At 50.7% G+C, this 19630-nt stretch carries 16 protein-coding genes; 12 read left to right on the forward strand and 4 right to left on the reverse strand.

Annotation, left to right across the window (positions count from 1 at the left end; all coding sequences use genetic code 11):
* Positions 1 to 3: 3 nt before the first annotated feature.
* Complete coding sequence (locus tag AWQ21_RS07320) at positions 4 to 678, reverse strand: HEAT repeat domain-containing protein (RefSeq protein WP_065713965.1); 675 nt, start codon at positions 676 to 678, stop codon at positions 4 to 6.
* Between the two features lie 65 nt (positions 679 to 743).
* Between AWQ21_RS07320 and AWQ21_RS07325 the strand changes: the two genes are divergently transcribed.
* The gene (locus AWQ21_RS07325; protein ID WP_065713966.1) at positions 744 to 1334 is read left to right on the forward strand and encodes a triacylglycerol lipase; all 591 of its coding nucleotides are present in this window, start codon (positions 744 to 746) and stop codon (positions 1332 to 1334) included.
* Between the two features lie 6 nt (positions 1335 to 1340).
* Here the strand turns inward: AWQ21_RS07325 and AWQ21_RS07330 are convergent, their stop codons facing one another.
* The 3 genes from AWQ21_RS07330 to AWQ21_RS07340 all read right to left on the reverse strand — a co-directional run bounded on the left by AWQ21_RS07330 (position 1341) and on the right by AWQ21_RS07340 (position 7450).
* Complete coding sequence (locus AWQ21_RS07330; protein ID WP_065713967.1) at positions 1341 to 2357, reverse strand: dihydroorotate dehydrogenase-like protein; 1017 nt, start codon at positions 2355 to 2357, stop codon at positions 1341 to 1343.
* 86 nt (positions 2358 to 2443) lie between these two features.
* Positions 2444 to 5980 carry a pyruvate:ferredoxin (flavodoxin) oxidoreductase gene (gene nifJ, locus AWQ21_RS07335; RefSeq protein WP_065713968.1) on the reverse strand — a complete coding sequence of 1179 codons (3537 nt, stop codon included), beginning with the start codon at positions 5978 to 5980 and terminating at the stop codon, positions 2444 to 2446.
* A gap of 1080 nt (positions 5981 to 7060) precedes the next feature.
* Entirely contained in the window at positions 7061 to 7450 is a 390-nt protein-coding gene (locus AWQ21_RS07340; protein ID WP_065713969.1) for a hypothetical protein, read from the reverse strand.
* A gap of 380 nt (positions 7451 to 7830) precedes the next feature.
* Here AWQ21_RS07340 and AWQ21_RS07345 point away from each other — a divergent pair, with 380 nt between their 5' ends.
* From AWQ21_RS07345 to AWQ21_RS07395, 11 genes are all read left to right on the forward strand, one after another.
* Positions 7831 to 9111 carry a glycosyltransferase family protein gene (locus AWQ21_RS07345; protein WP_065713970.1) on the forward strand — a complete coding sequence of 427 codons (1281 nt, stop codon included), beginning with the start codon at positions 7831 to 7833 and terminating at the stop codon, positions 9109 to 9111.
* Between the two features lie 35 nt (positions 9112 to 9146).
* On the forward strand, positions 9147 to 10388 hold the full coding sequence (locus AWQ21_RS07350) for a glycosyltransferase family 4 protein (RefSeq protein WP_065715260.1): 1242 nt from the start codon (positions 9147 to 9149) through the stop codon (positions 10386 to 10388).
* Positions 10385 to 11551, forward strand: a complete 1167-nt coding sequence (locus AWQ21_RS07355; protein WP_065713971.1) for a glycosyltransferase family 4 protein — start codon at positions 10385 to 10387, stop codon at positions 11549 to 11551. Before AWQ21_RS07350 ends, AWQ21_RS07355 begins: the two co-directional genes overlap by 4 nt.
* Before the next feature lie 6 nt (positions 11552 to 11557).
* Complete coding sequence (locus AWQ21_RS07360; protein ID WP_065713972.1) at positions 11558 to 13390, forward strand: ABC transporter ATP-binding protein; 1833 nt, start codon at positions 11558 to 11560, stop codon at positions 13388 to 13390.
* A gap of 2 nt (positions 13391 to 13392) precedes the next feature.
* A complete protein-coding gene (locus AWQ21_RS07365) occupies positions 13393 to 14382 on the forward strand; it encodes a phosphotransferase family protein (RefSeq protein ID WP_065713973.1) in 990 nt (329 codons plus the stop codon).
* A 111-nt stretch (positions 14383 to 14493) separates the two neighbouring features.
* Entirely contained in the window at positions 14494 to 14856 is a 363-nt protein-coding gene (locus tag AWQ21_RS07370; protein WP_157094714.1) for a hypothetical protein, read from the forward strand.
* Complete coding sequence (locus AWQ21_RS07375) at positions 14856 to 16367, forward strand: cell wall metabolism sensor histidine kinase WalK (protein WP_065713975.1); 1512 nt, start codon at positions 14856 to 14858, stop codon at positions 16365 to 16367. Before AWQ21_RS07370 ends, AWQ21_RS07375 begins: the two co-directional genes overlap by 1 nt.
* On the forward strand, positions 16333 to 17001 hold the full coding sequence (locus tag AWQ21_RS07380; protein ID WP_065713976.1) for a response regulator transcription factor: 669 nt from the start codon (positions 16333 to 16335) through the stop codon (positions 16999 to 17001). Before AWQ21_RS07375 ends, AWQ21_RS07380 begins: the two co-directional genes overlap by 35 nt.
* A gap of 60 nt (positions 17002 to 17061) precedes the next feature.
* Positions 17062 to 17649: a leucyl/phenylalanyl-tRNA--protein transferase gene (aat, locus tag AWQ21_RS07385; RefSeq protein WP_065713977.1), complete on the forward strand. Its 588-nt coding sequence runs from the start codon at positions 17062 to 17064 to the stop codon at positions 17647 to 17649.
* A 55-nt stretch (positions 17650 to 17704) separates the two neighbouring features.
* Positions 17705 to 18199 carry a salt stress protein, Slr1339 family gene (locus AWQ21_RS07390; protein ID WP_065713978.1) on the forward strand — a complete coding sequence of 165 codons (495 nt, stop codon included), beginning with the start codon at positions 17705 to 17707 and terminating at the stop codon, positions 18197 to 18199.
* Positions 18200 to 18235: 36 nt separating this feature from the next.
* Entirely contained in the window at positions 18236 to 19345 is a 1110-nt protein-coding gene (locus AWQ21_RS07395) for an ABC transporter permease (protein ID WP_065713979.1), read from the forward strand.
* The last annotated feature ends 285 nt before the right edge of the window (positions 19346 to 19630 follow it).

The following is a 19630-nucleotide window of genomic DNA, read 5'->3' on the forward strand; positions in this document are numbered from 1 at the left end:
GCGTTACGAATTACTATTACTAAGTCTGTCGAGGCTATATTGGGCTGCTTCCCGCACTTGGGGATGATCATCTTTGACGAGGAACTTGACCGCCGCCAGACTTTTCTCGCAGGGGAGTACGCCCAGGGCTTCTGCGAGCCGTTGTCGCACCAGCCAATTTTCTGAGGAAACAAAGGTCACAAGACGATCCACAGTCTCCACTGCGCCAATTTCTCCCAGGGCAGCGATCGCGGCTTGTTCTAAAATCGCTTCCCCACTATCGAGGGCTTGGATCAGGGCATCTTTTGCTTCCGGACGACCAAGATTCCCCAGAGAAACCGCCGCACTAAAGCGCACTAACCAAGATGTATCTTCATAAAAAGCCCGTAACAACGGTTTTAAGGCCCGCTCATCCTGGAGATACCCTAAAGCGCCCGCCGCATCGGCCCGAATGCCATAATCTGCATCAGTTTCTAACAGCTTAATCAAAATTGGATAAGACTCTTCTGTCTGCTTAATTCCTAGGGCAAAAACCGCCATCGAGCGAATTTGGAGCACCTCATCATCTAATACTTTTTTAATGAGAGGCATCGCTTCTAGGGGGGCTACATCCCGCAATTGGGCAAGGGCGACCATGCGATCCTTGGAGTTGTCACTTTCGAGTTGTTGGGAAAGTGTCGCTAAGCTAGGGTGAGACATAACCAAATTTTGTAAAAGTTCTTAATAAAATTGTAATCAAGATTCTCAGGATTTTTCAATAAACCATGACTCACTCCCCAAATCCGGTGTTGTTAATCCACGGTTTTTTAGACCGCCACACCGTGTTTAAACCTTTAACCCGCTACCTTAGTCAGCAAGGTTGGGAAATTCATGCCCTTGATTTACAACCCAATGATGGCCGTCAAGCACTGCCCGTTTTGGCCAGTCAAATTGAAGCCTATGTGCACCAACATTTTGGCGCGACCCAACGGTTTGATCTCGTGGGATTTAGTATGGGAGGCATTGTGACCCGCTACTATTTGCAACGGCTCGGTGGCAATCGACGGGTAGAACGCTATGTGAGTATTTCAGCCCCCAATAATGGCACGTTATCGGCCTATGGTTTGCCCTTTCCTGGGATTCGTCAAATGCGCCCGGATAGTGAGTTGCTCCAGGATTTGAACCGTGATGTGGCCACGGCCCTAGAACCCGTGAAGGTTACCTGGTTATGGACACCCTTTGATTTAATGATTCTCCCAGCCAAGAGCACTAAGCTCCCCATTGGCACAGGGGTGCAGTTGCCCGTGCCCTTACACCCTTGGATGTTGTCTGACCCCCGTGCTCTCAAGGCGATCGCCAAGGCCCTGCAGCAATAGTTAACCTCAAAGCGTGTGTCGCTCTGGTTGGTAGGATTGAATCGCTCGCATGTATTGGGCGCGTTCAAAGGCACTTTCATCGGGACAATTAATCTGGCTCATGCTGCCCCGCAGTTGCTCCAAAGATAGATATTCATGTTCTTCGAGCCACTGCACCATTTCCGTTTCCATGGTTTCAATGTGTTGAATGCCGTGGCGTAATAAAGTGGCCACTAAAGCCGTTACTTTTGCCCCAGCCATTAACATTTTGATCGCATCGGTTCCCCGTTGAATACCGCTAGTCGCCGCAAAATCCACATCCAAGCGGCCATAGAGCATTGCAATCCAGCGCATCGGCAAACGCATATCCAACGGACTACTAAGGATTAAATTCGGGGTCACTTCTAGTTCTTCAATATCAATGTCCGGCTGATAAAAACGATTAAATAAAACCAAGCCATTTGCACCATTATCGACGAGACGTTTTGCCATATTTGCCATATTGCTAAAGAACGGACTCAGCTTAACGGCAACGGGAATATTTAAGTTTTCCCGCACCGTCCGCACAATTTGAATGTATTCATATTCCACTTCTGAACCATTTTTATTGATATCTGTCGGCACGTAGTAAATGTTTAATTCAATGGCATCGGCTCCGGCTTGTTCCATTAGTTTGGCCGTATGCTCCCATTCCCCTTGGTGGGAACCGTTAAGGCTAGCAATGATCGGCATTCTGACCATCGATTTGGCCGTTTGAATGTGCTCTAAATAGGCTTCTACGCCCACATGGAAAACATCAGAGGCATTTTCTGGGAAGTAATTTAAGGCTTCGGCAAAGGAGTCTGTGCCGTAGGTGAAATGGTGGTGGAGTTCGAGTTTTTCTTTGCGGATTTGTTCTTCAAAGAGGGAATGTAAAACGACGGCTCCGGCTCCGGCATCTTCCATTAGTTTAATGTTGTCGATATCTTCGGTGAGGGGCGCGGCGGCTCCGACAATTAACGGCGATCGCAAAGTCAGACCTAGATATTGTGTGGTTAAATCCATGGTGGTTCTCCGGTAGATTAATGGTTTTATATCCCCCTAAATCTCCTCACTAAAGCTCCGGCTTGTTAAGGGGGACTTTTTATTGATCAGGCTTCGGGACGGTTGGCAAGGTATTCGTACATTCGCCAACGGGTATCGACATCACTCTGAGCTTGTTTGAGCAGTTCTTTTGCTGCTTGGGGTTTGGTCATGGTGAGCATCTTGAAGCGATTTTCTTTGTACATGGAGCTTTCGACGCTGCCTTTGGGGGTACGGCTATCGAGTTGCAAGGGGTTTTTGCCCTCTGCTTTGAGGTCGGGGTTGTAACGGTATAGGAGCCAGCGACCGCTTTCGACGAGTTCTTTTTGGTGGGTCATGGCGGTTTGCATGTTGATGCCGTGGGCGATGCAGTGGCTATAGGCGATGATCAGGGAAGGCCCGTCGTAGGCTTCGGCTTCGAGGAAGGCTTTTAAGGTGTGTTCGTCTTTGGCTCCCATCGCAACGGAGGCGACATATACATTGCCGTAGGTCATGGCGATTAAACCAAGGTCTTTTTTGGGGGCTGGTTTCCCGCCGGCGGCGAATTTGGCGACGGCAGCGCGGGGTGTGGCTTTGGAGGATTGTCCGCCAGTGTTGGAATAAACCTCGGTATCCATCACCAAAATATTGATGTTTTTACCGCTGGCGATCGCATGATCGAGACCCCCAAACCCAATGTCATAGGCCCAACCGTCACCGCCAACGATCCAGACAGATTTTTTCACGAGATAATCCGCAAGGGAAGCTAACTGTTTGGCATCGGCAGAATCGAGGGTTGCCAGTTTATTTTTAAGTTCGCGCACCCGTTGCCGTTGTTCCCAGATATCAGCTTCATCGGCTTGGTGGGCAGTTAATAATTCACTGACGAAATTATCACCGAGTTCACCGCTTAAACGTTGTAATAATTCCGCTGCAAATTGGGCTTGTTTATCGATCGAAAGGCGGAACCCTAACCCGAATTCGGCATTATCTTCAAACAGAGAATTTGACCAAGCAATGCCCCGACCTTCGGCATTTTTTGTGTAGGGGGTTGTCGGTAAATTGCCGCCATAGATGGAGGAACAACCTGTCGCATTGGCAATCACCGTGCGATCGCCGAACAGTTGGGAAACCAATTTAATGTACGGGGTTTCGCCACAGCCGGCACAGGCTCCCGAAAATTCAAACAGTGGCTCCTGTAATTGTTGTTCACGAATTTGATTCAGTTTTAATTCCCGCCGTTCCGGTAAAGGCAAACTGAGGAAGTAATCCCAATTGGTGCGTTCCTGTTCCCGCAGGGGCAATTGTTCCACCATATTGATCGCTTTTTTCGACGGTTGCGCCTTATTTTTCGCGGGACAAACATCCACACAAATGCCACAGCCTGTACAGTCTTCGGGAGCGACTTGAATCGTAAATTTCTGCCCCGAAAAATTCTTATCTTTCGCATCAATTGCTTTAAAACTTTCTGGCGCATTTGCTAATAGATTAGGTTCATAAACTTTGGCGCGGATCGTCGCGTGGGGACACACCATCACACATTTACCGCATTGAATACAAACCTCTGGATCCCATTCTGGAATAAATTGGGCGACGTTACGTTTTTCCCATTTGGAGGTTCCCGTCGGGTAAGTACCATCACAGGGCAGACAACTCACCGGCAGGCGATCGCCTTCTTTGATCAACATCGGTGCTTGGACATTGCGCATAAAGTCGGGCGCATTGGGGGAAACGGCGGGAGGCTTATGGATCGGGCTATTGGCTTCACCCACATTCACCGCAAATAAATTCGCCAAGGTGTTATCCACCGCCTGAATATTCATGGTGACCACATCCGCCCCTTTCTTGCCGTAGGTCTTCTTGATATATTCCTTAATTTTAGAAATGGCTTCTTCCTTGGGCAGTACACCGGAGAGGGCAAAGAAACAGGTTTGCATCACCGTATTAATCCGTCCCCCCATCCCACTTTCACGGGCAACTTTATTCGCATTAATCACATAAAATTTGAGATGTTTACGAACAATTTGTTCTTGGACTTCAAGGGGTAATTGATCCCACACTTGATCCGCTGTATAGGGGCTGTTTAAAAGAAAAGTTGCCCCATCCTTTGCTCCACTCAGCACATCCAATTTTTCGAGGAATAACCATTGGTGACAACCGACAAAATTCGCCTGATTAATTAAATAAGTCGAGCGAATTAAATTCGGGCCAAAGCGCAGATGGGAAACCGTCACTGCCCCCGATTTCTTCGAGTCATAGACAAAATAACCTTGGGCATAATTATCTGTTTCTTCGCCAATAATCTTGATCGAATTTTTATTCGCGCCCACGGTGCCATCGGAACCCAAGCCATAGAACATCGCCCGCACGACACTGTCCGGTTCCGTCGAAAAATTCGGATCATACTCAAGGGATGTGTGGCTGACATCATCATTAATGCCCACCGTAAAATGATTCTTGGGTTTTGCTTGATTTAAAGCATCAAAAATCCCCTTCACCATTGCCGGATTAAACTCTTTGGAAGACAAGCCATACCGTCCGCCAACCACCTTGGGCATCGCGCCTTCCCAACTTTCCATTAAGGCGGAAATCACATCTAAATAGAGCGGTTCACCGTTTGCGCCGGGTTCCTTCGTTCGGTCTAACACAGCAATTTTTTCGACGGTTTTCGGTAACGCCGCAATTAATGCTGATCCATCAAAGGGACGATATAACCGCACTTTTAACACACCCACCTTTTCCCCTTGGGCGTTGAGGTAATCCACCGTTTCATGGACGGTTTCACAACCGGAACCCATCAGCATAATTACCCGCGTCGCATCCGGCGCACCCACATATTCAAATAATTTGTAGGCGCGTCCTGTCAGTGCCCCAAAGCGATCCATCATTTCCTGTACAATGGCACCGCATTTTTCATAGAACGGATTCACCGATTCCCGCGCTTGGAAAAAGACATCGGGGTTTTGGGCAGTGCCACGAATGACGGGATTATCTGGGGTTAAGGCGCGGGCACGGTGGGCAAACACATCTTCATCGTCGATCAGTTCCCGTAAAACAGATTCATCGAGTAATTCGATTTTCTGAATCTCGTGGGAGGTGCGGAACCCATCAAAAAAGTGGATGAAGGGCACACGGGCTTTCATGGTCGCCGCTTGGGCAATCAGGGCCAGATCGTGGGCTTCCTGCACCGAGGCGGAGGACAACAGGGCAAATCCCGTCCCCCGCACAGACATCACATCGGAGTGATCGCCAAAAATAGAAAGGGCTTGGGCGGCGAGCGATCGCGCGGCAACATGGATCACCGCTGAGGTGAGTTCCCCTGCAATTTTGTAGAGGTTGGGGATCATCAACAACAGCCCTTGGGAAGCGGTAAAAGTGGTGGTTAACGAACCCGTTTGCAGGGAACCGTGGACGGCTCCGGCGGCTCCCCCTTCACTCTGCATTTCGATGATGCTGGGCACTGTGCCCCACAGATTTGGCTGTCCTTGGGAGGCCCAAGCATCGGCCCATTCGCCCATCGGTGAAGCGGGGGTGATGGGATAAATGGCGATCACTTCGTTTAATTTGTAGGCAACTTTGGCGACGGCTTCATTCGCATCGAGGGTTGCAATTTTTGGGGTAGCCATAATCTCAATTCCTTGGTAGTGGTCAATGGGGCTGAATTGGCTTTTGGTGGTAAAGGTGAAGACTTTTTGAGGGGCAACAAAAGCACGGGGTTGTCTTTATGAATTAATCTGACTAAAGCAACTTTTTTCTTGTTAAAGTTATTGGGTATTTATGGGGAATAAAGGTAATAGTATTTTTTACAGCCCATAACAGTTTTATTGTAGGGAGAAGCTTGATGGGATTGGAGATGGTATGACAAAAAGCAGGGAAGGTTTAAACTCTGTAAAGTCGCCTTTGATCCCTGCTAAGAAAGATTTTTTTTTGCTGTTTTTTGTAACGGTTCTGGTTATTTTCTAGATCTTTGTTTTAAGAGTTGTTTCATAAAGCCCCCTCGCCCCCCAATTCTGGGGGGAAACTGCTTAGTATTCTCCAAGCTTGCCGGAGCTTTAGTGGGGAGATTTAGCGGGCCAATCAAAGACTTGATTGACTTTATCAATCGCCTCTTCTATCTTTAGCAGGTAGAAACTGAGATATCTCCCGATGAGAAATAGGCACAGTCACCATCGGAGACATAGGAGCCGTAGCCCCCAGGCCCACCAGTGCTGGAGTAGGAATCATAGCCGCCATCGTAATCTGTAATTTTGCATCTCCCGCCACTATTAGAGTGCAACGGATAAAGCTATTAATGCTATTCAGTCAATCTAAAAAATTGTGGAGACTGAAATCTCAACGTCCATTCGGTTGGTTAAAGCAAAGGACTAAAACACAAGTAATAATCAAACCAAGAAGAAGAACCATTACAGCAATGTCTGTGGAAGTATCCCAATTAGGGTGTTTTTCGACCTTGGGAGGCTGTATAGGAGAGACTGGATAAGCGGCAAAAGCATTAACCAACCCAGGATCTTTTGGAATTTCCCAAAATGCTAGATTATTGCCAGCAGGAAATAGATGAGAGTGACTAGTAACCATAAAGCTGTACCTTGAGACGAAGAAATGGTTATTACCGAGGACAAAGAGGTCTTAGCAAGGAGTAAGTAGATCGCCACTAAGGAAAACGGTTTAGCTCACGTTCATCGCTGTGGCGATCGCCCCCTTTCTCTTTAGCAGGTAGAAACTGAGATATCTCCCGATGAGAAATAGGCGCAGTCACCATCGGAGGCATAGGAGCCGTAGCCCCCAGCCCCACCAGTGCTGTAGTAGGAATCATAGCCGCTAGAATTATTGCCATAGCTGCCATCGTAATGATTACTGCTAGCACCAAGGTAACCTTGCACCGTGTAATCTCCTGCATAGCCCCACGCACCGGTATTGTAGTCAAGCCAGTAACTACCCGCAGGAATCGAGCCGCCAGCAAGGTACTCAAGGATCATCAGATCTTCGCCCTGGATATATTCGCCATTGACATAGACTTGGGCTTTCACAGGTATCGAGGCACCAGCGAGCAGGAGAAGAGAAGACAAGACCGTCAGGGAAACTTTTTTCAGAAACATGGAATGAACCTCCCGTGAGGGAAAACTAGAAAAGTTAAGGACTGGAGCATTCTGGAACGATTAGCTCAGGCTGCTGGGGGTAAGTAGTGGCCACAAAATTTTACTGATGCAGCTTGTCGAAATGTTTGACGATCACCCTTGATTCATTATCTACGGATGTTTGAATTTCTCAGCGGTTTTTAACACTACATTTTCCCTAAACTACAGTAATCCCCAGTGAAACTCAGCCGAAGAGACACGCTATTATCTCGGCTTTTTATATGAAGGTTTTCTCATGGAATCTTCACCCGGGGTTTAGGGAGGAAGGTCAAGATATCCATAGTCGTCAAGGATTTGGCGATCAATGTCGCGGTCAGATCCCAAAGGAGAGGTATTTGCCCATGGAACCCGCCCAACGACAACGGAATGTTCAATGGCGATCGCCCCAAGGGATCTCTATCCAAGCCCCTATTCCTGTGAAACCACACCCCCGCCACCGTATCGCGTTATATTCCCACGACACCATGGGATTGGGTCACAAACGGCGTAATTTGTTGATTGCGCAGACCCTACAACGATCAGCTTTACCCCTAGATATTTTGCTCATTAGTGGCATGGGTGATGGCAACGAAGGGCTTGCCACTGCGGGGATTGATTGTTTAAGTTTGCCTGCTCTGAAGAAAAATCGTGATGGTTCCTATCGGGCGCGTCATTTAGCTTTGCCTTTACGGGAAATCATTGGGTTGCGATCGCAGTTAATTTTAAACGCAGTCCAACAGTTCCAACCCGACGTTTTTATCGTGGATAATGTCCCCCGGGGGGCGGAACGGGAACTTGATCCCAGTCTGGAATATATCCGTAAACAGCCCCAGATGCACTGTATTTTAGGGTTACGGGATGTGTTGGACGACCCAGCAGCGGTGCGACGGGATTGGCAACGGGCGGATAATGAAACGGCAATTCGTCGCTACTATGATGCGGTGTGGATCTACGGTGATCCCCAGGTTTATGATCTGCGGCAAGAATATGATTTTTCCCCAGAGGTGATCGCAAAAATGGTTACTCTGGGCTACTTTAACCAATGCGATCGCCTCCAGTATTTAGGGCAACCCTGGCAAGAAACCTTAAAAGCGTGGGATTTACCAGCCAGGTTCGTCCTCGGTGCGGTGGGTGGCGGTCAAGATGGGGAAACCCTGGCGATCGCCTTTGCCCAAATTCCCTTCACCGCAGACCTGCCGGGGGTACTACTCACGGGGCCTTTTATGCCGGAGTCCGTGCGCCAGACCCTAGGGGCGATCGCCCAGCACAATCCCCATCTGACAACCCTGCCCTACTGTCCCGAACCGACGATCCTCATGGCCGCCGCCGAACGGGTGATCGCCATGGGTGGCTACAATACCACCTGTGAAATTCTCTCCTTCCAGAAACCCGCTTTGATTATTCCCCGGGTCAAACCCCGTCAGGAACAATGGCTCCGGGCGACCCGTTTAAAACAATTAGGTCTGGTAGATGTGCTCCACCCCCACCAGGTTAATCCCCAAAACCTAGCGGCTTGGCTCCATTGTGATCCGCAACTCCCCAAGGGCAACCTCGATCTAAATCTCCAGGCCACCCAACAGTTGCCCCTCCTTTTGGGGCAACTGCTCAAAACGTCTACTTGTTTTACTGCCCAGGCTTCCTAGTCCATCATTTTATTTCCATTATTTTTCAAGGTGCCATGGCCATTGCCTATGTTGTTAAACGCTATCCCCGCTATTCAGAAACCTTTATTGTTAATGAAATTCTCGCCCATGAAGCAGCAGGTTTAGATGTCAGAATTTTTGCCCTACGGCCCCCGGTGGATAGTCATTTCCAAGATAAAATTGCCCGGGTCAAAGCTCCCGTCACCTATATTCAAAAACCCAGCCAAGGGCGATCGCATCCCACTTTATTAGGACAAAATCCCACCGCCGCCAGTTATCTCTGGGCCGAAATTCAAGCCACTGCCGCCCTGATTCCCGACCTCTGGGGAAAACTCGCCTACGCCACAGGGGAACGCTCTAGCGTTCTATATCAGGCCCTCTGGCTCGCCCAAGCTGTCCGTCACCAGGGGATCACCCATCTCCACGCCCACTTTGCCAGCGTCGCCACCAGTGTCGCCCGTTTAGCGGCCCATTTTGCGGGGATTCCCTACAGCTTTACGACCCATGCCAAGGATATTTTCCACGAAAGCGTTGACCCAGCCGATTTCGCCCGCAAACTCCAGGATGCCGCCGCCGTTGTGACTGTCAGCGACTATAACCGTGCCTATTTACAGCAACAGTATGGGGAAGTCGCCACTAAGGTAAAACGCATTTACAACGGCATGGATTTAACGGAACTTCCCTACCAACCTCGTTTAGAGAATCCGGAGCCGCCGTTAATTGTGTCGGTGTCGCGGCTCGTGGAAAAGAAAGGCTTAACCTACCTAATCGCCGCTTGTGATCTGCTGCGCCGTTGGGGTTGTGCGTTCCGCTGTCAGATCGTCGGTACTGGCCCCCTCGAAACGACTTTGCGATCGCAAATTGCCCAGCACCAACTAGAGCCTTGGGTAGAAATTACTGGCCCCAAACCCCAGGGGGAAGTGTTTCAGCTCCTTAAACAGGCGACGGTTTTTGCGGCCCCCTATGTCGTCGGTAAGGATGGCAATCGGGATGGTTTGCCCACAGTCTTACTAGAGGCGATCGCCTTGGGGACTCCCTGCGTCGGGACGGATGTGACGGGAATTCCTGAAATTATTGTTCACCAGAAAACGGGGTTGCTAGTGGCCCAAAATGATCCAGAACAACTCGCCAAAGCCCTCCAGACCCTTTTGCACCAGACAGAACTACGTAGCCACTTCGCCCAGGCAGCCCGCCAACGGTTAGAACAAGTCTTCAACCTCCAGCGCAATGCGGCCCAACTGCGCCAACTGTTTCACTCAGGGGGGGCACCACAATGAAAATTGCCTATGTCTGCGCCGATCCAGGCATTCCGGTCTTTGGTTGCAAAGGGGCCTCGATCCATGTGCAAGAGATGATCCGCGCCTTTCAGAACCAGGGGGCAACGGTGACGCTTTTTGCAGCGAGGCTTGGAGGCGAACCGCCCGCAGATTTAGCCGATTTACCCGTCTATTGTTTACCCAAAGTTCCCAAGGGTGATTTGGCAATGCGGGAGCAGGGCTTATTTCAACAAAACCAGATATTGCAAGATTTATTAACCCAGGCGGCCCCCTATGATCTCGTCTATGAACGCTATTCCCTCTGGAGCCATGGGGGGATGACTTTTGCGCGAAACCGGCAAATTCCCAGTATTTTAGAAGTGAATGCGCCCCTGATTGAAGAGCAAGCTACTCACCGGGGTTTAATAAACCGGGATTTAGCGTTGCAGGTGGCAGAAACTGTTTTTAGAGGGGCAACGGCTTTAATCGCAGTTTCCGAGGGAGTGAAAGCCTATTTGCAACAATGGGTGCCGGGCGATCACCTTTTTGTGGTGCCCAATGGGGTAAATCCAGACCGTTTTTCAGAAATCTCCCAGCCGTCCGCCGCAATGCCGTTTACCGTGGGTTTTGTCGGTTCCCTCAAACCTTGGCATGGCCTAGATTGCCTCATAGAAGCCTTTGCCCAATTACGCCAAGTCGTCCCGGAAGCCCGCTTGTTGATCGTCGGTGATGGCCCCCAACGGCAAGCCCTTGAACAGGCGATCGCCCAGCATGATTTAACGGCCCAGGTGCAATGGACGGGCGCAGTGCCCCCGGAGGCAGTCCCCCATTGGTTAGAGCAAATGAGCGTGGCCGTGGCCCCCTATCCCGCCAGTGAGGATTTCTATTTTTCGCCCCTTAAGGTGGTCGAATACATGGCAGCGGGATTACCCGTGGTGGCGAGTCGCATCGGTCAACTGCCGGAGATAATTGACGATGGGGTGACGGGGATTTTGTGTCCACCGGGAGAGCCAACCGCCTTTGCCCAGGCCCTGGAACATCTCTGGCGATCGCCCCAGCAACGGCACCAGTTAGGCACCGCCGCCCGCACCGCCGTTTTTGCACGCCACACTTGGGATCACATTGCCGCCCAAATTTTGGCGATCGCCCAAGCCTCGTTTTTCAACGTTGAGGTTAAAAGTTAGAAAAATATGCACCGTGCCTCCCCCATGACCCAAGCTGTCCCTAGCCTCTGGGCTGTGATCACCACCTTTTGGCCCCAAATCCGTGCCCAGTGGCGACTCTTGCTGGTGGCGATGGTCACTTTGTTGGTGGATGTGGGGTTGCGGCTGTTGGAACCTTGGCCCCTCAAGCTGCTTATTGATGGGGTGCTAATTCCTGCTCAAACTCAACCGACTCTCGCTTTTCTCGGCTTTAGGAACCTCGATCCCGCCTGGTTGTTAGTTTTAATTGCCGCTGGGGTGATCGTCATTGCCGTCGGTCGGGCGATCGCCACCTATTGGAATACCGTCAGTTTGGCGATTGTGGGTAGTCGCGTCATGGCCCAGGTGCGGGATCAACTCTATGGCCATCTGCAACGGCTTTCCCTGCGTTACCACTACCAAGCCCGCAGTGGTGACCTGATTATCCGGGTGAGTAGCGATGCAAACCGTCTCCAGGAAATTTTACTCACGGCAGCGTTACCCCTGGTAGTTAGCCTGTTAACCCTGGGGGGAATGCTTGGGGTGATGGCCTGGCTTGACCTGAAACTCACCCTCTTGTCCCTCGTGACTTTCCCTCTATTTTGGTTTGCTGCCAGTCGTTTAAGTGCCAAAATTCGCCGTGCTTCCCTCACCCAACGCCACCGGGAAGGAGCCGTCGCCGCCACCGCCGCCGAATCCCTCGCTGCCATTAAACTGGTGCAGGCCCTTTCCCTAGAGCAGGCCTTTGCGGATCTCTTTAGTCGCCAAAACCAGCAAAGCCTCCAGGAGAGCATTGAAACCAAACGATTAGCGGCAAACTTAGAACGGGTGGTGGATGTATTAATTGCCCTAGGGACAGCTTTGGTGATGGGCTATGGGGCCCATCTGGTGATTGAAGATGCCCTCACGCCAGGAACAGTCTTGGTGTTTTTAACCTATCTGCGCAATGCCTACAAACCCGTGCAGAATTTTGCGAAATATACCGGGCGTCTGGCGAAGGCGGCGGCTTCAGGGGAACGGATTTTAAGCATTTTGGCGGAAACCCCCGATATCCAGGACAAACCAGGGGCGATCGCCACGCCGCCTCTTCAGGGATTGATTCAATTTAAAGATGTTTCCTTTGCCTATCACCCCGACCAAAAAATTCTCAAGGGGCTAAATTTAACGGTGCAACCCGGGGAAAAAATTGCCCTCGTTGGTGCCTCCGGCAGTGGAAAATCGACGCTTCTCAGCTTGCTATTGCGGCTCTATGACCCGACGGCGGGAAACATTCTTATCGATGGTCAGGATCTACGGGATTATCAACTGACGAGCCTACGCGCCCAAATGGCGGTGGTGTTGCAGGAGAGCTTATTGTTTGCGGCGACAATCCGGGAAAATATCGCCTATGGCATCGAGGACGCAACCATGGCCAAGATCGAAGCGGCGGCCCGTTTAGCCAATGCCCATGACTTTATCTTGCAACTGCCCCAAGGCTACGACACGGTGGTGGGAGAACGGGGTACAACCCTCTCCGGTGGGCAACGGCAACGGTTGGCGATCGCCAGGGCGGCCATGCGACAAACCCCCATTCTGATCCTGGATGAACCCACCAGCGGCTTGGATAACGTCAATGAACAGTTAGTTTTTGACGCCCTGGAACGGTTAGCGGAAAATCGCACCACCTTTCTCGTCACCCATAATCTCCAGTTGGCGATCGCCGCCGACCAAATCCTTTATCTCGACCAGGGGCAAATCCGGGAACAGGGCACCCATCACGAACTCCTCGCCCGCCAGGGAGCCTATGCCGACCTCTTCCAACGGCAAATCCTGACAAGCATCACCGAATCTCTTGGGCGTTAACTATGGCAGAAATTTCCCCGGATCCCAAAATACCCTGGCTACCGTTTGCCCTCGATCCCCAGTTAGCCCAGCCCCACCTCGCCACCATTTTTCCTACCTTACAAAGGGTGACAACGGCTAAACTTCTGCGCCACAAAATCGGACGAAGAGCGTTAATTGCCTATCACTTAGACACCGACGCGGGGACACAGATTATTCTCGGTAAAATTCGCGCCAAGGGCACAGATCATCAAAGTTACGGCTACCAACGAGCGTTATGGGAGAACGGCTTCCATGGGGATAGTGAAGATGGCTTATCCGTGCCGGAACCCCTTGGTTTTATTGAACCCTGGAGGATGTGGCTGCAAAGTTGGGTGCCCGGTCAACCCACAACAAAGTTATTGCCGATCCAGCCAGGTTTACCGGAAAAAATTGCCGCCCTCGCCCACAAAATTCACACCCATTCCGTAGCGACCAACAAAACCCACACTATCGCTGACGAATTACAGATCCTAGGCAATCGCCTCTGGGATCTTGCCCAGCAGCAACCCCAATGGCAGGGAAAAATGCAGCACTTTATCGCCCAGAGTGCACGCCTCGGCCAGGCTTTAGATCAGTATTCCCGTCCCTCCACAACGATTCACCGGGATTTTTACCCCGATCAGATTTTGGTGGAAGGCGATCGCCTTTGGTTGGTGGATCTCGATCTTTATTGCCAGGGAGATCCCGCCGTTGACCTGGGGAACTTTATCGCCCACATGACCGAGCAGAGCCTCCGCACCTGGGGTGATCCTGATGGGATGGCTAGCCAGGAACAGACTTTAAAAGCGGCTTTTTTAGCAAAACAGACCCAAATTAACTTTGAACTCAGCAAAGCCATCGATATCTACACCAGTCTCACTCTACTGCGGCATATTGCCATTAGTTGGCGTATTCCAGAACGTCGTTCTAATATCCCGGCCTTAATCGAACTCTGTGGCGATCGCCTTGCCCGACAACTGCAACAGGTTTAGATGAGAAACTTCTCACGGAATTTTCAATGTTGTTTCATCGCTCCAGGTCATCCTAGTAGTGAGATCGAGTCGCCCGACAATCCCTATCCTTTAAAAATCGGCTATTTTCCCATGGGTCAGTATCAGCATTCTTTACAATCTCAGTTTTGCCGTCTTGGACTGGGCCTTGCACTTTTCATTGGTGCTTTCGGATTCCGTCCCGTCCTCGCCCAAGCGACCCAATGCAAAGGCAGTTTAGGGGCGATCGCCATTGGGGATCTCGAAGTCCCTTCCGGAGCCACCTGCATTCTCCGGCAAACCACCGTGCGGGGTGATATCATCGTCCAACCCAGAGGTACTCTCATTGCTAATGGTGCGGTAATTCAAGGTAATATTTGGGCGAAACAAGCCCTTAGTCTCAATCTCAATGCCGCCACCCAAGTGGCCGGTATTATTGAACGCCCCTTGCCCCAACGCTCCCTACTACAGCGTTAATGGTCGTCTTTTCCCCTAAACAATGGTTCAAACTGCTGCGAATCCATTTTCTCTCGGTGCGTGGTCGGGTTTTCTTCTGGTATTTACTGTTGCTGTCGGGGTTCCTCGCCATTTCCTTTCCCCTGATGTTGCATTTGGTATTCAGCAACATTAACCAGCGGGTGAGAAATGACCTTAAGGAAGATGTGTATTTGTTTGAAGGGTTACTTAATAATGACCCCCAAGTGAAACAACGGTTTGCCCTCCGGGAAACTGAAATTTTGCCTCTTTCGACCCCGGCGGATTTGGTTTCTTTGTTTAATCTGTACCTCGCCCGTCGGGTACCAGAGGATGACACTTTTATTATTGGGGTCATTGCCGAGGAATTCTATCGCTCCAGTCCCGAAGCTCTGCCGCCGACCCTCCAGGCAGATTCTGCTCTGCTCCAACGTTTGGCTCAGGTGAACCGCTGGCAAGAGGGGGTTGATCCGCGTCCCAATTCGGAAACGGGGGATATTCTGTATGTAGCGCTGCCGATTGAAAATGCAGCGGGAGAAATTATTGGCCGTTTTATTGCGGTGCATGCGGTGGCGGGGGAACATAACGAAACCTTGGCTTCTCTAAAAATTGTGTTCGCGACGTTGACCGGGGTTTTTTGTCTGTCCATCGCGGTGAGTGCGGTGATTGCGGGGCGCGTTTTGGCTCCCTTAACGTTGATTTTAAAGACGGCGACCAGCATTAATGAATCCAACCTGACGCGACGAATTCCGATCACCACCCAGGGGGAATTGGCGAATTTAGCCCAGGCCTTTAACTCGATGTTGGATCGTCTGGAAACGGCCTTTGAAAATCAGCGGCAGTTTCTTAATGATGTGGGCCACGAACTGCGCACGCCGATCACGATTATTCGGGGTCATTTGGAATTGATGGCGATCGCCCAGCTTCCCCTCGAAGAACAAAAAACGGTGGAATTGGTTTTAGATGAACTGGATCGCATGGGCCGACTGGTGCAGGAGTTGATCCTGTTGGCGAAGTTGGAGCGACCCAATTTTTTGCACTACGAACCGATTGATTTAGAGTCGTTTTTAGAAGAGCTTTACACGAAAATTACGGCTTTAACGTCTAGTCCTCGCCAATGGCAACGCCAGGGGATGGTGACTGGGATTCTCTGGGGCGATCGCCAACGCCTGACCCAAGCGCTGATTAACCTGGCCCAAAATGCTGTTCAACACACCGAACCCGATGACCAAATCTGTTTGGGGGTCACTCGCACCGGTAAAAATTTACAATTTTGGTTACAGGATAGTGGGCGGGGAATTGCCGCCGCTGACCAAACACGGATTTTTGAACGGTTTGCCCGGGGCCGCCAAGTACGGGGCACAGAAGGCTCAGGCCTCGGTTTAGCAATCGTTAAACAGGTGGCGATCGCCCATGGCGGCAGCATTACCGTCACAAGCGAGTTAAACAAAGGCAGTACATTTACCCTGACGATTCCCTATGACCCAGATTCTGATTATCGAAGACGAACCTAGAATCGCTTCCTTCCTCGAAAAGGGGTTTAAGAGCGAAGGCTTTACGGTAACTATCGCCAGCACCGCCAAAGAAGCGTTGGATTGGGCCTTGCAATATCCTTTTGCCCTTTTAATTTTAGATCTGGGGTTGCCCGATGCCGATGGCCTCGAAGTGCTCCATGATCTGCGGGGTCAGGGGGTCACAGCCCCAATTATTATTCTCACAGCCCGCGATGATCTCGACGATAAGGTGATGGGTCTAAATCTGGGTGCCGACGACTATTTGGGTAAACCTTTTAGTTTTAAAGAGCTCCTGGCCCGTGTCCAAGCGCGGTTACGCACCTTTACCCCGATGGCGACCCCGGAGCCGATGTGTCTAAAAACCCAGACCTTGGAGCTAGATCTCAAGGCGCGTCGGGTTAGACAAGGGGATGTTTGGCTAGAGTTGCCCACCCGTGAATTTATCCTGTTAGAAACGTTGCTGCGCCACCCTAACCAAGTTTTGAGCCGTCAGCAGCTCCTAGATCAGGTGTGGGGCTATGATTACGATCCAGGCTCGAATATTGTCGATGTGTACATTGGCTACCTCCGTAAAAAGTTGGGGAGTGATCTCATCGAGACGGTGCGGGGTATTGGTTATCGCCTCAGGGCCTAAATACTAGGGCGATCGCCTGGTACAGTTGAAAAATTCAAAAAATTCCGTCGTGGGCAATTTATGATCAGCCGTTTTAATCTGCCAGCAATTTTAGAAGGATATTCCCAGGGCTATTTTTTGATGGCGGATGAGCAACAGCATTTGGGTTGGTATTCGAGTCGGCAACGGACTTTGATTCCCCTCGATGAACGGTTTCGTTATCCTAAATCCCTGAGGCGATCGCTCAATCAACAAATTTTTACCCCCAAAATTAACCAGGCCTTTGATGCGGTGTGTGCCGGCTGTGCCAACCGTGACGTGACCTGGATTTCGCCGGAATTGATGGCTGTTTATCGAGCGTTGCACCGGGCGGGGTGGGCCCACAGTTTTGAAACCTGGCAGGGAGATCAATTGGCTGGGGGCATTTTAGGCATCGCCATTGGTGGGGCTTTTATCGGGGAATCGATGTTTTTTCAGATTCCTAATGGTTCCAAGGTGGCGATGGTGCTGTTAGTCGAACATCTGCGGCGGCAAGGGTTTCTGCTGTTCGATGCCCAGCTACAAAATCCGCACCTGGAGCGATTTGGTTCCTATGTCATTGATAACCAGGATTATCGGCGTTTGCTAGCCCAGGCAGTGCGTTTGCGGTGTCAGTTTGCGCCGGATTAAAGAAAGGGAAATATCTTTTTTATAATTGAGATGAGATTTTTTCGGCAATAGAACGATGGCTTCCCTTGATGACCTGCTACGGGATTTAGAAAATCAACATCGCTCGGCAACCCCACAGCCACCGGACAACGGCCTGGATCAAACGCTAGCGGCGCTCCAGCAGGAATACCAAGCTCGCCCGCAGCCTGCCGTAGAAAAGCCATCCCAGGGCGATCGCCTCTCGTCCATGCTGCAAGCCCTCGAACAGGAAACGACCGCCAATAAACTCAAAGATTGTGAAAAAAATCACCGCCTGTACCAAGACATTAACCGACTGATCGCCGCGCAGCAAAAGCAAGCCCAGCAGCCCCTCCCGGAGACAGACCTCAAGGCGATCGCCGCTGCCGAAAAACAAAAGCAGGCTGAGGCTAAATATTGGCGCACCAAAGCTGAAACTTGGCTTAAGCAACTGGATCCCCTCTCCAACGAAGGCCTCTGGTTTATGGACTTTGCCGAGGGCTATGACTCCCCCCTTGCCGCCGCGATCGAGTATCTGCAGGCATTAGAATGAGGGGACACATTATTTTTGGCAACCCTGGCAGTAACTATGGATTGGTGGCGCAAACTTCGAAATAATTCCCTGGCGCGTTTGGGCGCGATTATCCTGATCACCTTTTATGTCCTCGTCATTGGTGCTGATTTTTTTGCCCCCTATGACCCCTATGTGTCTCAGGCAGACGGTTCTTTGATGCCGCCAAGCGCGATCCACTGGCGCAATGGCCTCCCTTCTGTTTATCCCACCAGCCAGGGGCCGACGGATCTCGACACGGGCGATCGCCAACTGATTGTTGACACTGATAACCCCCAACCGCTGCGCCTCTTTGTCAAAGGCGATCCTTACCAACTGTTCCAGATCAAATTGCCCTTGCCCCCGACCTTCGAGGAAAAAATTGTCTTTCCGGGCATCCGGGGCGATCGCCATTTATTTGGGGTGGTCGGCGAGGCCCGCTTTAATCTTCTTGGCACCGACGAACAGGGGCGTGATCAATTTAGCCGTTTACTCCATGGGGGCCGCATTAGCCTGTTTATTGGCCTCGTGGGGATTGTCATTTCCTTTCCCTTGGGGATGCTCATTGGCGGTATTTCCGGCTACTTTGGTGGCTGGATTGATGCGGTCTTGATGCGCTTTGTGGAAGTGTTGATGACCATTCCGGGGATTTATCTGCTGGTGTCCCTGGCGGCGATTTTGCCAGCTAGTTTAACCAGTGCCCAACGATTCCTCTTGATCGTGCTGATTACCTCTTTCATTAGCTGGTCTGGCCTCGCCCGGGTAATTCGGGGTCAAGTGCTCTCCATTAAAAACCAAGAATTTGTCCAGGCGGCCCAAGCAACGGGGGGGCGATCGCTCTACATCATCACCAAACATATCCTGCCCCAGACGGCGAGCTATGCAATTATCTCCGCGACCTTGGCTGTACCGGGATTTATCATTGCTGAATCGGTATTAAGCTTGATTGGCCTCGGCATTCAACAGCCCGACCCCAGTTGGGGAAATTTGCTTTCTCTCAGTACCAATGCTTCTATTCTGGTCTTGCAACCCTGGCTTGTCTGGTCACCGGCCATTTTGATTATCGTTACGGTGCTTTCCTTTAATCTGCTCGGTGATGGCCTACGGGATGCCCTCGATCCGAAGAGCCTTCAGAACCGCCAAGATTGAATCCTGTTGCGACCAGTAGCTAAGGTTCATTAATTAAAAAAAACTAAAGACTTTTGTAAATCCTGGGGTGATTGTTTGTAGAGATATGACCCTGGGATATTTTTTGTGTTGGGCACAGAAAAAAGACCGGCGACTTTCCGTGTTTCGTCTCGGTCTTCTTTCTGGTTCGCTCCTCACACACCTGTAAGTTTAGACCATCTTTTCTCAAACTGCCATGTTTTTTTCAAGTTTTGTGTCGAAAATTTCAAATATAACAATCAAAAAAAGCGTGAAAGCTTTTGGTTC

Origin of the sequence: Picosynechococcus sp. PCC 7003, assembly GCF_001693255.1 — a bacterium.
Taxonomy (GTDB): Bacteria; Cyanobacteriota; Cyanobacteriia; order Cyanobacteriales; family MRBY01; genus MRBY01.